This window comes from Aeromonas sp. YN13HZO-058 (genome assembly GCF_001921245.1).
Taxonomy (GTDB): Bacteria; Pseudomonadota; Gammaproteobacteria; order Enterobacterales; family Aeromonadaceae; genus Aeromonas; species Aeromonas allosaccharophila.
In genome coordinates this window covers 60,850-73,348 of the sequence record NZ_MQSY01000016.1, presented here as the reverse complement: position 1 = coordinate 73,348, position 12,499 = coordinate 60,850, and the positions used below count along the sequence as shown (strand labels likewise).

Sequence of the window (12,499 nt, the reverse complement as noted above, 5' to 3'; positions counted from 1 at the left end):
TAAGTCCATTGTTGACATAACTAAGGGCCCCGCTCCGGGGCCCAATATAAAAAAGCCAAGAAAATCCAACCTTTACTTCAAATGAGAGCAGCAGTTATGAACTTGAAACATTCTCTGTTAGCCATTGCCATGTCTACCGTTTTTGCCGGCCCCGCGCTGGCAGCCGATGCCGCCAAGCAGGCCGTGGTCGACTCCCTCGCCAGTAACCTGGTGGTCAAGTATGAAGTGGTCACCAACGACGGTGCCGGTGCCGGCCTCGATTGCCAGGCGCTCGGTTCCGAGTGGGCGAGCTGTGGCGTTGCCAAGCTGCACCTGACCAACACCGGTGCTGACGTGACCTCCAAAGACTGGAGCATCTACGTCTCCTCCATCCGTCGTATCCAGCGTGTGGATAACGACCAGTTCACCATCACCCACCTGACCGGCGATCTTTATCGTTTGACGCCAACCGAGAAGTTCCAGGGCTTTGCCAAGGATGCCACGGTCGAAGTGCCGCTGGTGGTGGAATACTGGGTGCTGTTCGAATCTGATATCATGCCGAACTGGTATGTCGCCAGCGAAGGTGCCGAGCCGAAAGTGCTGGCCAGCATGAGCAACATCAATGATGCCAGCACCTACGAGAAGCCGATGCCGGCTGATGGCTGGAAGCGCACCAAGGATGACAAGAACATCCTGATGAACAGCGAAACCCGTTTCGCGGCCAACCAGACCAGCGCGCTGCTGCCTGCTGGCAAGATTGACAACCAGATCCTGCCGACCCCACTCAAGCAAGTGGTCAAGGCCGGCCCGCAGGTTGACTTCTCCACCATCAAACTCAATGCCCTGGACTTGCCGAGCGATCGCGCCGAGGCCCTGAAGGCTCAACTGACCAAGCTGGGTGTTACCCTCTCCGACACCGGCTACCCAGTGACCATCAAGCTCGGCAGCAAGCTCAAGCAGGCTGAAGGCTATGACATGACCATCGGTCAGAAGGGCACCGTGATCCAGGGTCGCGACATCGACGGGGCATTCTGGGGTGCACAATCCCTGATCTCCCTGCTGGGTGTTGATGACAAGCTGGTGAGCCCGATGACCGTCGAGGATGCGCCGCGCTTTGAATACCGTGGCATGCAGACCGACGTGGCCCGTCATTTCCGCAGCCTGGATACCATGAAGACGCTGGTTGACCAGATGTCTGCCATGAAGCTCAACGTGCTGCACCTTGGCCTGACCAACGATGAAGGCTGGCGTCTGGAGATCCCGGGTCTGCCAGAATTGACCCAGGTCGGTAGCCAGCGTTGCCACGACGAGTCCGAAACCAAGTGCCTGATGCCGCAACTGGGTTCCGGCCCGACCAGCGACAACCAGGGTTCCGGTTTCTACAGCAAGTCTGACTACGTGGATCTGGTGCGTTATGCCAAGGCGCGCGGTGTGACCGTGGTGCCAGAGATCAACATGCCGGCCCACGCCCGTGCTGCCGTGGTCTCCATGGAAGCGCGCTACAAGCGTCTGATGGCGGAAGGCAAAGAAGCGGAAGCCAACCAGTTCCGTCTGACTGACCCGGCGGATACCTCCAACGTCACCTCGGTCCAGTTCTACGACAAGATGTCCTTCATCAACCCTTGCCAGCCGGGTGCTGCCACCTTCGTGGCCAAGGTGATGGATGAAGTTGCCCAGATGCACCAGGCCGCCGGTCAGCCGCTGACCGCATGGCACTACGGTGGTGATGAAGCGAAGAACATCATGCAGGGCGGTGGCTATCAGGATCCGGCCGTCACCAAGAAAGAAGAGCTGGTCGCCTGGAAAGGCAACGTCGACTCCAGCAAGCAGGACAAGCCGTTTGGCAAGTCCCCGATGTGCCAGAAGATGATCGACGATGGCAAGATCAAGGAAGTGGGCGAGCTGCCGGTTTACTTCGCCAAGGAAGTGGGCCAGATGGTCAAAGACCGTGGCTTCTCTACCCTGCAGGCGTGGGAAGATGGCCTGAAGTACGCCAACGGTGCCAAAGACTTCGCCACCGACAACACCCGTGTCAACTTCTGGGAAACCCTCTATTGGGGTGGCTTCAACGAAGCGATGAAGTGGGCGCACAAGGGTTACGAAGTGGTGCTGTCCAACCCGGATTACCTCTACTTCGACTTCCCGAACGAAGTACATCCGGCTGAGCGTGGCTACTACTGGGCAACCCGTTTCAACGACACGCGCAAGGTGTTCGCTTTCGCCCCGGAAAACCTGCCGCAGAACGCCGAAACCTCGGTTGACCGCGACGGCAACGCCTTCGTGGCCAAGGGTGACCAGGATCCGGTCAAGTTCAAGGGGATCTCCGGTCAGCAGTGGAGTGAAACCGTGCGGACCGATGCTCAGTACGAGTACATGGTCTACCCGCGTATCTTCTCCGTGGCCGAGCGTGCCTGGCACAAAGGTGGCTTCGAGCTGGATTACGTGAAGAACCGCGAGTTCTCCGGCGAGACCAAGCATGTCAACAAGGCCACCCTCAACAAAGAGTGGAACCAGTTTGCCAACGTACTGGGTCAGCGCGTGCTGCCGAAACTGGATCAGGCCGGTGTTGAATACCGCCTCTCCGTACCGGGTGCCAAAGTGGTGAACGGTGTGCTGGAAGCAAACGTGGATCTGCCGGGTCTGCCCATCCAGTACAGCCTGGACGGCACCAACTGGAGTGCCTATGACGCCGCGGCCAAGCCGAGCGTGAATGGCAAGGTCTACCTGCGTACCACCAGCTTCGATGGCAAGCGCACCAGCCGCGTCACCGAACTGAACTGATAGCAGTCAACCGTTAATGCAAGGTGGGTCGCAAGACCCGCCTTTCCCAAGGGCGATGGCGCATCGGGTTTGGGAAAGGTTGACTGTGCGTGTGAGCCTTTGTTGTGTGTAATTGTCTGTTTTGTTTTTCATCACTTTTAGCCCCGCCTTGTGCGGGGCTTTTTTATGCATTTGCTGCGCAATGTGCCAACCCCGCCCGTTTTTAGTGGCGCAATGGCCGGGAAATGGCCCGGAAGTGCCAAATTCAGGTTGAGGCAGCGCCCGTAATGAGGGATCATACCCGGCTTGACGGCGGGGGGATGAGGGTGCCAGCCGGCACAACTTCCGCCAGTGACGCTTTTTTGAGGTGAGCCATGAGTCAGGCGAACAGCCCAACTAACTTTATTCGTCAGATCATTGATGAAGATCTGGCCAGCGGTAAGCACAGCAGCGTGCATACCCGTTTTCCGCCCGAGCCGAACGGTTATCTCCATATCGGCCACGCCAAGTCCATCTGCCTGAACTTCGGCATCGCTCGTGACTATCAGGGCCAGTGCAACCTGCGTTTCGATGACACCAACCCGGTGAAGGAAGATATCGAGTACGTAGAGTCCATCAAGCAGGACGTACAGTGGCTCGGCTTCCAGTGGAGCGGCGAGATCTGCTACTCCTCCGACTATTTCGACAAGCTGCACGGCTACGCCATCGAGCTGATTGAAAAGGGTCTGGCCTATGTGGACGAGCTGACGCCCGAGCAGATGCGCGAGTACCGTGGCACCCTGACTGAAGCTGGCAAGAACAGCCCGTTCCGCGATCGCAGCGTGGAAGAGAACCTGGCGCTGTTTGCCAAGATGAAGAACGGCGAGTTTGCCGAAGGCACCGCTTGTCTGCGCGCCAAGATCGACATGGCATCCCCCTTCATGGTGATGCGCGATCCGGTGATCTACCGCATCAAATTTGCCCACCACCACCAGACCGGTGACAAGTGGTGCATCTACCCGATGTATGACTTCACCCACTGCATCTCGGACGCGCTGGAAGGGATCACCCACTCCATCTGTACCCTGGAGTTCCAGGACAACCGTCGTCTGTACGACTGGGTGCTGGACAACATCACCATCGATTGCCACCCCCGTCAGTACGAGTTCTCTCGTCTGAACCTCGAGTACACCGTCATGTCCAAGCGCAAGCTGAACCTGCTGGTGACCGAGAAGCACGTCGATGGTTGGGATGACCCGCGCATGCTGACCGTCTCCGGTCTGCGTCGTCGCGGCTACACTCCGGCCTCCATCCGCGAGTTCTGCAAGCGCATCGGCGTGACCAAGCAGGACAACATCGTCGAGATGAGCATGCTGGAAGCCTGCATCCGCGAAGACCTCAACGAACATGCTCCGCGCGCCATGGCCGTGCTGCATCCGGTGAAAGTGGTCATCGAGAACCTGGCTGCCGACGAGGTGCTGACTGCCCCGGCCCACCCGAGCAATGCCGAGATGGGGACCCGCGAGTTGAACTTCACCCGCGAGATCTTCATCGACGAAGCGGACTTCAAAGAAGAGGCGAACAAGCAGTTCAAGCGTCTGGTGCTGGGCAAGGAAGTGCGTCTGCGCAATGCCTATGTGATCAAGGCCGAGCGCATCGAGAAAGATGCCGATGGCAAGGTCACCTGCATCTACTGCTCTTACGATCCCGAGACCCTGGGCAAGGATCCGGCCGATGGCCGCAAGGTGAAAGGGGTGATCCACTGGGTCAGCGCCACTCACTCCCTGCCGGCTGAAGTGCGTCTCTACGACCGTCTGTTCAAGGTACCGAACCCGGGCGCCGAGGATGACTTTGAAGCCGCGCTGAACCCGGATTCACTGGTGATCATCGAGGGTGCCCGTGTCGAGGCTTCCCTGAAGAGCGCCCAGCCGGAGCAGGCTTACCAGTTCGAGCGTGAAGGCTACTTCTGCGCCGACAACAAGCTCTCCAGCCCGGAGCATCTGGTGTTCAACCGCACCGTTGCCCTGCGCGACTCCTGGGGCAAGGTAGAAGGCTAAGCCGATGGGGCAGGGGAGACCCTGCCCTGTGTGATGCCAGACGGCTTGCGCCGGACAATAAAAAAGCCAGCATCAGCTGGCTTTTTTATTGTCCGTTATCTGCAAGTAGCGGCCGACTTATTCGTCGTGCTTGCACTCACCGGTAGCACAGTGACCGTAGAGGTAGAGGCTGTGGTTGGTGAGACGGATATTGAATTTCTTGGCGATCTCGCGCTGGCGCTGTTCGATCACCTCGTCGGAGAACTCGATCACCTTGCCGCAGTCGAGGCAAACCAGGTGGTCGTGGTGCTCCTGAGTCGCCAGCTCGAATACCGACTTGCCACCTTCGAAGTGGTGACGGGTAACGATACCGGCATCATCAAACTGGTTGAGAACGCGATAGACGGTAGCGAGACCAATCTCTTCACCCAGGTCGATCAGTCGTTTATAGAGATCTTCGGCGCTGGTGTGCTGGCAATCCGGCTGTTGCAGGATTTCCAGGATTTTGACCCGGGGCAGGGTGATCTTGAGCCCGGCCTTTTTTAACGCTTGGTTGTTGTCTGCCATATTCTACTTATTCGCATTCTCGAAGGTGGGGTTATTCTGATGGACTGCCGCAGGAATGGCAACCTTGAACTCGCTTGGCTTGTCATTATAGGTCGTAGCCTCCCTAAAAATAAACCCAGTAATTCAAGGGGTTTAGTCCTAAATGGCCGATTGGATTGAAATAATCAATCGTATCGTCCGACTTGCCGGTATGGCAGATGTTGATAAGATGTAACTTTCATATTTCTGGTCGGATGAGATCCATGGATTGGCTTTTTGACAATGCGGCCTGGGTGCGCCGCGCACTCAACGCCTGGCCCCCCTTCTGGGGCGCCGGTATCAAGATAGAGACCCTGAGCGATGACTTTCGCTACTGTCGGGTCACCCTGAAATCCCGCTGGTGGAACAAGAATGCCAACCGCACCCAGTTTGGCGGCAGCATGTTTGCCATGACGGATCCCATCTATCCGCTGATGCTGATGGGCTACTTCAAGAATCGCTATTACGTCTGGGACAAGGCGGGCAGCATCAACTACATCAAGCCGGGCAAGGGCAAGCTGGTGGCCGAGTTCAACCTGACCGAGGGCAAGCTGGCCGATATCGTGGCGGCGACCGAGGGGGGCAACAAGCACTTCCCCGAATTCGAGGTCACGGTACAGGACAAGAGCGGCGAACTGGTGGCACAGGTCAAGCGCACCCTCTATGTGCGAGCCAAACCGGAGCACAGGGGTGAATAACAGGGGCGAATAAAGGCAAGCATCGCCACTTGCAGATACAACAAGGGCCCCGTCGGGGCCCTTGTTGTCAGAGAGATGAGGGGAAGCGGATTACTCCAGCTCGCCCAGGCACATCTCTTCGTGCAGCTGCTTGCACCAGCCCTTGACGCGCTCGGCAGTCAGCTCCGGCTGGCGATCTTCATCGATACCCAGACCGACAAAGTGCTTGTCATCGACCAGCGCCTTGGAGGCTTCAAACTCGTAGCCGGCAGTTGGCCAGTGACCGATGATGATGGCGCCTTTGGCTTCGACGATGTCACGCAGGGTGCCCATGGCGTCGAGGAAGTACTCGGAGTAGTCTTCCTGATCACCGCAACCGAAGATGGCGACCAGCTTGTTGGTGAAGTCGATTTCGCCCAGATCAGGGAAGAAGTCGTCCCAGTCGGCCTGGGCTTCGCCATAGTACCAAGTCGGGATGCCGAACATCAGCAGGTCAAAGCTCTCGATGTCGGCCTTGCTGCTCTTGGCGATGTCGCGGACTTCAATCAGGTTTTTGCCCAGCTCTTTCTGGATCATCTTGGCGACAGCTTCGGTGTTACCGGTATCGCTGCCAAAAAACAGACCTACACTTGCCATAGTGTTTAGTTACCCGTATTTGGTGTTAATGCTCAACGCTCAGACTGCAATGTCCACCGCAAAGGCGGACTCAATCTGTTGTTTCAGAATAGATTGGATCAGCTCGGCTCGGCTGATGTTCTGTTGTAACGCAAGTTGGTTCAGGCGCTCCAGCAACTCGGCCTCCACCTTTAACTCTACCCGCTTCAGCCCATTTTCCCGATCGCGCTTAAGCTGGTTACGCTTGTTGATCTTGAGTTGGGTCTCGCGGGGGAGTGGATTGGTCTTTGGCCTGCCGGGGCGCTTCTCATTTGCGAACAGATCCAGTGTTGTTCGATCAGTTTGCTGTTTGGCCATACATCACAGATGAAAATAAGTTAGCCGAGTCCTGAGCCTTCCCAGCCCAGTTCGATCAGCCCCTTGGCGACAAAACCCGCACAACCCAGAAACAGTACCAACCAGACGATAAAACGGCCGAAACGGGGCACATTGCCGCGTTTGAGCACGTCATGAATGGCAAGACCAATCAAGATGAAAATCGCCAGAAAAAATAATTTCAGGCCCAAACTTTCGATCAGGTCGATATGTTCACTTAGCATGGATTGCGCACACTCCTTATGACGGGCGCACTATATCACAAAGGATTTGAAACTGTTAACCGCCTGTCGACAGGAAATCCACAACCAATTTGTTGAACAGAGCCGGTTTTTCCGCATGCAGCCAGTGGCCGGTGCCGGCGATGACACGCACCTTTGCCGCCGGGAATTGGGCCAGTGCCGCCTCGCTGTATTGCGGTTGCATATAGTCAGAATCCCCCCCCTTGATAAAGAGCACCGGCCCCTCGAAGCGGCGATCATCCTCTGGCCAGCCCATGATGTTGGCGTAGTTTTGCTCAAGCGCGGGCACATTGAAGCGCCAACCCCAGCCATGCTCGCCTCTGGCGAAGGATTTGAGCAGGAACTGGCGTACCCCGGCGATCTCGATATGTTCGGCCAACATGGCTTCCGCTTCGCTGCGGCTTTGCGGCGGCGTGTGCAGGGTGGCGTTGAGTCCGGCAAACACATTCTGGTGGCGGGAGTGGGGATAGGCGACCGGCGCCATATCGGCGACGACTAGACGGCTGACACGTGCAGGCGCCAGCTTGGCGACCTGCATCGCGACTTTGCCCCCCATCGAGTGGCCAATCAGGGTAGCGTCGGCAATATTCAGCCGATCCATCAGGGTCAGGATATCGGCCGCTTGCGCCGGATAGCTCATCTCGCTGCCATGAAAGGAGGCGCCGTGGTTGCGCAGATCAACGCTGATGACCCGGTACTGTTCGCAGAGGGCACGGGCCAGCAGACCCAGGTTATCGAGGCTGCCAAACAGGCCGTGGATCAGAATGACTGTCGGGCCCAGACCCTGCTCCCTGAAGTTCAATATGCTGTTTTGTTGCAAAATGACACCTTGTCGGTCGTGAGTGCGTATCGCTGTTTTATTTAACGCACTGGAAAGAAAAGGATTTCGTCCAACGGATGGGAAATAAATGTGGTTTTTTTTCTAAAAAATCCCGTCCGGATCGGCTATCAGTGCGGCTGATCACACACTTGGCCCGCTATTATGCCGTATTCTCGATGAGATTCATGTACATCTGCCAGCCCCTTGCTTGGGCTGTCGGGTTTGCCTATGTATAATCGCCGCATCCGAATTTCGACGAGTCCAGCGCATCCCTATGAAAACCATCGAGCTTGATGACGATCTCTACTTCTATATCGCCAGCCAGACCCGGCACATTGGTGAGAGTGCCTCCGATATCCTGCGCCGTCTGCTGGAACAGCCTGCTCACCAACGTGTGCCGGTTGCCGAGCCCGTTGCCGTGGTGCAGCCCAGTGCGGTAGCCACCCGGCAAGGGCTGCAAGCCCTGCTCGATTCCGGTGAGCTGCAAAAAGAAGAGAAGTCCATCAACCGCTTCATGCAGGTGCTGAGTACCCTCTACCGGGATGACCCGGTCGGGTTTACCCAAGCCACCGAAATCAAGGGGCGCAAGCGCGTCTATTTCTCGCGGGATCCCGAGGCTCTGCGTGCCAGTGGTAGCACCACCAAGCCCAAGCCGGTACCGGACACCCCGTTCTGGGTGATCACCAACACCAACACCAGCCGCAAGCAGAATATGGTGGCCCAGCTGATGGCCAGCATGGGCTATGACGAAGAGGTGATCGCGCAGGTGTGTGGCGCCATTTAACGGTTTATCAAGACTCAGGCCTTGCCCGCCAAGGCCGCCATTACGCAAGGAAAACGCCATGGCTCAGCATTCCCACGCCGGTCAGCCGGCCCGTTTAAGCGACCTGACCAACATCCCCCGTCTGGTCAGTGCCTACTACCTCAACAAGCCGGACATGAGCCGCCCCGAGCAGCGGGTTGCCTTTGGTACCTCCGGCCACCGTGGCAGTGCCTTGCACAACGCCTTTACCGAATCCCATATTCTGGCGGTGACCCAGGCGCTGGTGGAGTATCGCCAGCAGGCCGGTATTACTGGCCCGCTGTTTGTCGGCATGGATACCCACGCCCTGTCCGAATCTGCCTTTGCCAGCGCAGTCGAAGTGCTGGCGGCCAACGGCGTTGAAACTCGCATTCAAGCCGGTATGGGCTTTACCCCGACCCCGGTCATCTCTCACGCCATCCTGCGCCACAATGCAGGCAAACCGGCTGCGCGCGCTGACGGCGTGGTGATCACCCCGTCCCACAACCCGCCGGAAGATGGTGGCTTCAAGTACAACCCGCCTCACGGTGGCCCCGCCGAAGGAGAGATCACCAAGTGGGTGGAGGACCGTGCCAACGCCATTCTGGAAGCGGGTCTGGCTGGCGTGAAACGGATGCCGTTCGCCGAAGCGCTCAAGAGCCCGTTCGTGGTCGAGCACGACTATGTCACCCCTTACGTGGATGATCTGAAGAACGTGCTGGACATGGATGCCATCAAGAACGCTGGCATCAAGATCGGTGTCGATCCGCTGGGTGGCTCCGGCGTCGCCTATTGGGACGTTATCGCCAAGACCTATAGCCTGAATATCGAGGTGGTGAACTACAAGGTCGACCCGACCTTCTCCTTCATGACCCTGGATAAAGACGGCAAGATCCGGATGGACTGCTCCAGCCCGTTCGCCATGGCGAGCCTGATTGCCCTCAAAGACAAGTTCGACATCGCCCTTGGCAATGACCCTGACTATGACCGTCACGGCATCGTTACCAAGTCCGGCCTGATGAACCCGAACCACTATCTGGCGGTGGCAATCCAGTATCTGTTTACCCATCGCACCGGCTGGTCTGCCGATGCGGCCGTCGGCAAAACGCTGGTCTCCTCTTCGATGATCGACCGGGTTGCCGGCGAGATTGGCCGCACCCTGAAAGAGGTGCCGGTCGGCTTCAAGTGGTTCGTGGATGGCCTCTACAGCGGTGAGTTCGGCTTTGGCGGCGAGGAGAGCGCGGGCGCCTCCTTCCTGCGCAAAGATGGCACCGTCTGGACCACCGACAAGGATGGTTTCATTCTGGCGCTGCTGGCCGCCGAGATCCTGGCCGTGACCGGCAAGGATCCCCAGGCCCACTACGACGCGCTGGAAGCCAAGTTCGGTCGCTCCAGCTATCGCCGCATCGACGCACCGGCCAACAGCGCCCAGAAAGCGGTGCTCTCCAAGCTGGATCCGGCACTGGTCGAAGCCTCTACCCTGGCCGGTGAGCCCATTATCGCCAAGCTGACCAAGGCGCCGGGCAACGATGCCGCCATCGGCGGCCTCAAGGTCGTCACCGAGAACGGCTGGTTCGCGGCGCGCCCCTCCGGCACCGAGTCCATCTACAAGATCTACATGGAGAGCTTCAAGGGCGAAGCACACCTGGATCTGATCCAGCAAGAGGCCCAGCAGATCGTCTCCGCGGCATTGGCCAAGGCAGGCGTCTAAATCAGGTAGTCATCCTTGAGCCCCTGATGGGGTTGAACGTTGGATATAAAAAAGGAGCCACAATGGCTCCTTTTTCATTGTCTGTTTTATGCCAGCGAGTTGTTAGCGCGCCGCCTTCACCGCCAGACCCAGCTGCCACACCGCCATGGCGTAGTGGGTGCTGTGGTTGTAGCGGGTGATGGTGTAGAAGTTGGGCAGGCCGTACCAGTATTGGTAGCCGGTGCCCACATCGAGTCGCAGCAGGCTCGACTCGCTGTGATTGCCCAGACTGCTGGTGGGGGTGAGCCCTGCGCGGCGCAGGGTGGCGACCGGGTAGCGGGTCTGGAAGCCGTGCTCATAGCCGGGCAGCTGGCCCTGACCGCGTACCGCCACCGGTTGGCCTTTCTCCCAGCCGTGGGCCTTGAAGTAGTTGGCGACGCTGCCGATGGCATCCACCGGATCCCACAAATTGGTGTGGCCGTTGCCGTCAAAATCCACCGCATAGCGCTGGAAGCTGGAGGGCATAAACTGGCCATAGCCCATGGCGCCGGCGTAGGAGCCCTTGGGCTCTGCAGGATCCATCCCCTCGTCGCGGGTCATTACCAGGAAGGCTTCCAATTCGCTGGTGAAGAACTCGGCACGGCGCGGGTAGTCAAATGCCAAGGTAGCCAGCGCATCCAGAATGCGGGTCTTGCCCATCACCCGGCCCCAGCGGGTCTCGACCCCGATAATGCCGACGATGATCTCCGGCGGTACCCCGTAGATCTGCTCCGCCCGGTTCAGCTCGCTTGCGTATTCACGCCAGAAGTTGACGCCGTTTTGCACGTTGTCGGGGGTGATGAACTTGGCGCGATAGCGGTTCCAGGCACCGGTCGGGCCGGTGGGCTTGGCGGTGGTCGGCGCCTGGGCATCCATCAGGCGGATGATCCAGTCGTAACGCTCTGCCTGAGCCAGCACCTGATGCAACTGGGCGCTGTCAAAACCGTGCTTCTCGACCATCTTCTGGACGAACCGGTCCACGTTGGGGCGATTGGCGAAATCCCCCTTGCTAACCCCTTGTGTGTAAACGGGTTTGCTCGATGGAGCCTGATTGATAAAGGCACTGTTGGGTTGAGGCTTGACCACGGGCTTGGGGGCCGGGGCGCTGCTGCAGCCACCGAGCAGGGGGAATAACGACAGAGTGAGAAGAGAGGCAAGGCGACGCATAGGGTTCTCAAAGAGACTGACAAAAGTGTCGTCATGGTAAAACATTGTCATCCCCGTGCAAGTGTTCCGTGCGCCTTGCTGACCGCCAATTCATCGTGCGATGGATTAGCCCTCCGGTGAGGGCTGCGCTGTTTAGCGCTGGGGGTGACGCAGGGTGTGGTAACCGCTCCAGAGCCGGGTCAGGGTGGTGATGGCGCAGAGCAGAGCAAATCCGTAGGCGAGCGGGGCGAAGGCGGCGGGCCACAGACACATCAGCACAAAGAGGGCGATGGTCTCGCTCCCCTCGGTGAGGCCGCCCAGATAGTAGAGGGACTTGTGGTGATAGACCGGATTGTCGATCCCCCGCTTGCCCGCCATGATGGCAAAGGCCAGAAAGCTCGACCCTGTGCCCATAAAGGCAAACAGCAGGGTGGCGGCGGGCAGCGCATTGGCGGGGGCGGCGAGGGCAAAGCCCAGCACCACGGCGGCGTAAAAAATAAAGTCGAGCGTGATGTCGAGAAAGCCGCCGCAGTCGGTGATGCCGGTTTCCCGCGCTACGGAGCCATCGAGCCCGTCCAGCAAGCGGTTGAGCAGGATCGCCGCAAGCGCCCATTGATAGCAGCCAAAGGCCAGCAGCGGCAGCGCCAGCATGCCGATGGCAAAGCCGGTGAGGCTCACCTGATTGGCACTGACCCCGGCGCGGCAGAGCGGTTTGGCAAGCTGGGTGAGAGGGCTGCGGATCACGGGGATCAGGTGGCGGTCAAACAAGGTGCAC

At 58.5% G+C, this 12,499-nt stretch carries 12 protein-coding genes; 5 read left to right on the top strand and 7 right to left on the bottom strand.

The features are described from left to right. Window positions 1-96: 96 nt before the first annotated feature. On the top strand, window positions 97-2,760 hold the full coding sequence (locus tag BSP75_RS02610) for a beta-N-acetylhexosaminidase (protein WP_075112112.1): 2,664 nt from the start codon (window positions 97-99) through the stop codon (window positions 2,758-2,760). 353 nt (window positions 2,761-3,113) lie between these two features. Continuing rightward, complete coding sequence (gene glnS / locus BSP75_RS02605) at window positions 3,114-4,775, top strand: glutamine--tRNA ligase (RefSeq protein WP_075112111.1); 1,662 nt, start codon at window positions 3,114-3,116, stop codon at window positions 4,773-4,775. A 117-nt stretch (window positions 4,776-4,892) separates the two neighbouring features. Here the strand turns inward: glnS and fur are convergent, their stop codons facing one another. Further along, the gene (gene fur / locus BSP75_RS02600) at window positions 4,893-5,321 is read right to left on the bottom strand and encodes a ferric iron uptake transcriptional regulator (protein ID WP_005334301.1); all 429 of its coding nucleotides are present in this window, start codon (window positions 5,319-5,321) and stop codon (window positions 4,893-4,895) included. Between the two features lie 242 nt (window positions 5,322-5,563). Here fur and BSP75_RS02595 point away from each other — a divergent pair, with 242 nt between their 5' ends. After that, window positions 5,564-6,037: a DUF4442 domain-containing protein gene (locus tag BSP75_RS02595; protein ID WP_042057486.1), complete on the top strand. Its 474-nt coding sequence runs from the start codon at window positions 5,564-5,566 to the stop codon at window positions 6,035-6,037. Between the two features lie 90 nt (window positions 6,038-6,127). Here the strand turns inward: BSP75_RS02595 and fldA are convergent, their stop codons facing one another. Genes fldA through BSP75_RS02575 form a run of 4 tightly spaced genes read right to left on the bottom strand, consistent with a single transcriptional unit; the run spans window position 6,128 to window position 8,068 of the window. Then, the gene (gene fldA / locus BSP75_RS02590) at window positions 6,128-6,652 is read right to left on the bottom strand and encodes a flavodoxin FldA (RefSeq protein WP_005334298.1); all 525 of its coding nucleotides are present in this window, start codon (window positions 6,650-6,652) and stop codon (window positions 6,128-6,130) included. A gap of 39 nt (window positions 6,653-6,691) precedes the next feature. Next, window positions 6,692-6,988, bottom strand: a complete 297-nt coding sequence (gene ybfE / locus BSP75_RS02585; protein WP_005334297.1) for a LexA regulated protein — start codon at window positions 6,986-6,988, stop codon at window positions 6,692-6,694. A gap of 20 nt (window positions 6,989-7,008) precedes the next feature. After that, window positions 7,009-7,230, bottom strand: coding sequence for a DUF2788 domain-containing protein (locus BSP75_RS02580; RefSeq protein WP_033138903.1), 222 nt, complete (start codon window positions 7,228-7,230; stop codon window positions 7,009-7,011). Between the two features lie 55 nt (window positions 7,231-7,285). Next, window positions 7,286-8,068 carry an alpha/beta fold hydrolase gene (locus BSP75_RS02575; protein ID WP_083617017.1) on the bottom strand — a complete coding sequence of 261 codons (783 nt, stop codon included), beginning with the start codon at window positions 8,066-8,068 and terminating at the stop codon, window positions 7,286-7,288. 274 nt (window positions 8,069-8,342) lie between these two features. On the opposite strand from BSP75_RS02575, the gene seqA reads away from it, so the two are divergent. Both seqA and pgm read left to right on the top strand, forming a co-directional pair. Continuing rightward, a complete protein-coding gene (seqA, locus tag BSP75_RS02570) occupies window positions 8,343-8,852 on the top strand; it encodes a replication initiation negative regulator SeqA (protein WP_075112110.1) in 510 nt (169 codons plus the stop codon). 58 nt (window positions 8,853-8,910) lie between these two features. Continuing rightward, a complete protein-coding gene (gene pgm / locus BSP75_RS02565) occupies window positions 8,911-10,560 on the top strand; it encodes a phosphoglucomutase (alpha-D-glucose-1,6-bisphosphate-dependent) (RefSeq protein ID WP_075112109.1) in 1,650 nt (549 codons plus the stop codon). Between the two features lie 102 nt (window positions 10,561-10,662). On the opposite strand, the gene mltB is transcribed toward pgm, so the two are convergent. Together mltB and BSP75_RS02555 are read right to left on the bottom strand one after the other, a co-directional pair. Next, window positions 10,663-11,745 carry a lytic murein transglycosylase B gene (mltB, locus tag BSP75_RS02560; protein WP_042657152.1) on the bottom strand — a complete coding sequence of 361 codons (1,083 nt, stop codon included), beginning with the start codon at window positions 11,743-11,745 and terminating at the stop codon, window positions 10,663-10,665. A gap of 132 nt (window positions 11,746-11,877) precedes the next feature. Next, window positions 11,878-12,492 (bottom strand): CDP-alcohol phosphatidyltransferase family protein, encoded by a 615-nt coding sequence (locus tag BSP75_RS02555; RefSeq protein ID WP_075112108.1) that lies wholly within the window; start codon window positions 12,490-12,492, stop codon window positions 11,878-11,880. Window positions 12,493-12,499: the final 7 nt, after the last annotated feature.

Coding starts and splice junctions, on each gene's coding strand:
- BSP75_RS02610 (WP_075112112.1), top strand. CDS start 97: ATGAACTTGAAACATTCTCTGTTAGCCATTGCCATGTCTACCGTTTTT.
- glnS (WP_075112111.1), top strand. CDS start 3,114: ATGAGTCAGGCGAACAGCCCAACTAACTTTATTCGTCAGATCATTGAT.
- fur (WP_005334301.1), bottom strand. CDS start 5,321: ATGGCAGACAACAACCAAGCGTTAAAAAAGGCCGGGCTCAAGATCACC.
- BSP75_RS02595 (WP_042057486.1), top strand. CDS start 5,564: ATGGATTGGCTTTTTGACAATGCGGCCTGGGTGCGCCGCGCACTCAAC.
- fldA (WP_005334298.1), bottom strand. CDS start 6,652: ATGGCAAGTGTAGGTCTGTTTTTTGGCAGCGATACCGGTAACACCGAA.
- ybfE (WP_005334297.1), bottom strand. CDS start 6,988: ATGGCCAAACAGCAAACTGATCGAACAACACTGGATCTGTTCGCAAAT.
- BSP75_RS02580 (WP_033138903.1), bottom strand. CDS start 7,230: ATGCTAAGTGAACATATCGACCTGATCGAAAGTTTGGGCCTGAAATTA.
- seqA (WP_075112110.1), top strand. CDS start 8,343: ATGAAAACCATCGAGCTTGATGACGATCTCTACTTCTATATCGCCAGC.
- pgm (WP_075112109.1), top strand. CDS start 8,911: ATGGCTCAGCATTCCCACGCCGGTCAGCCGGCCCGTTTAAGCGACCTG.
- mltB (WP_042657152.1), bottom strand. CDS start 11,745: ATGCGTCGCCTTGCCTCTCTTCTCACTCTGTCGTTATTCCCCCTGCTC.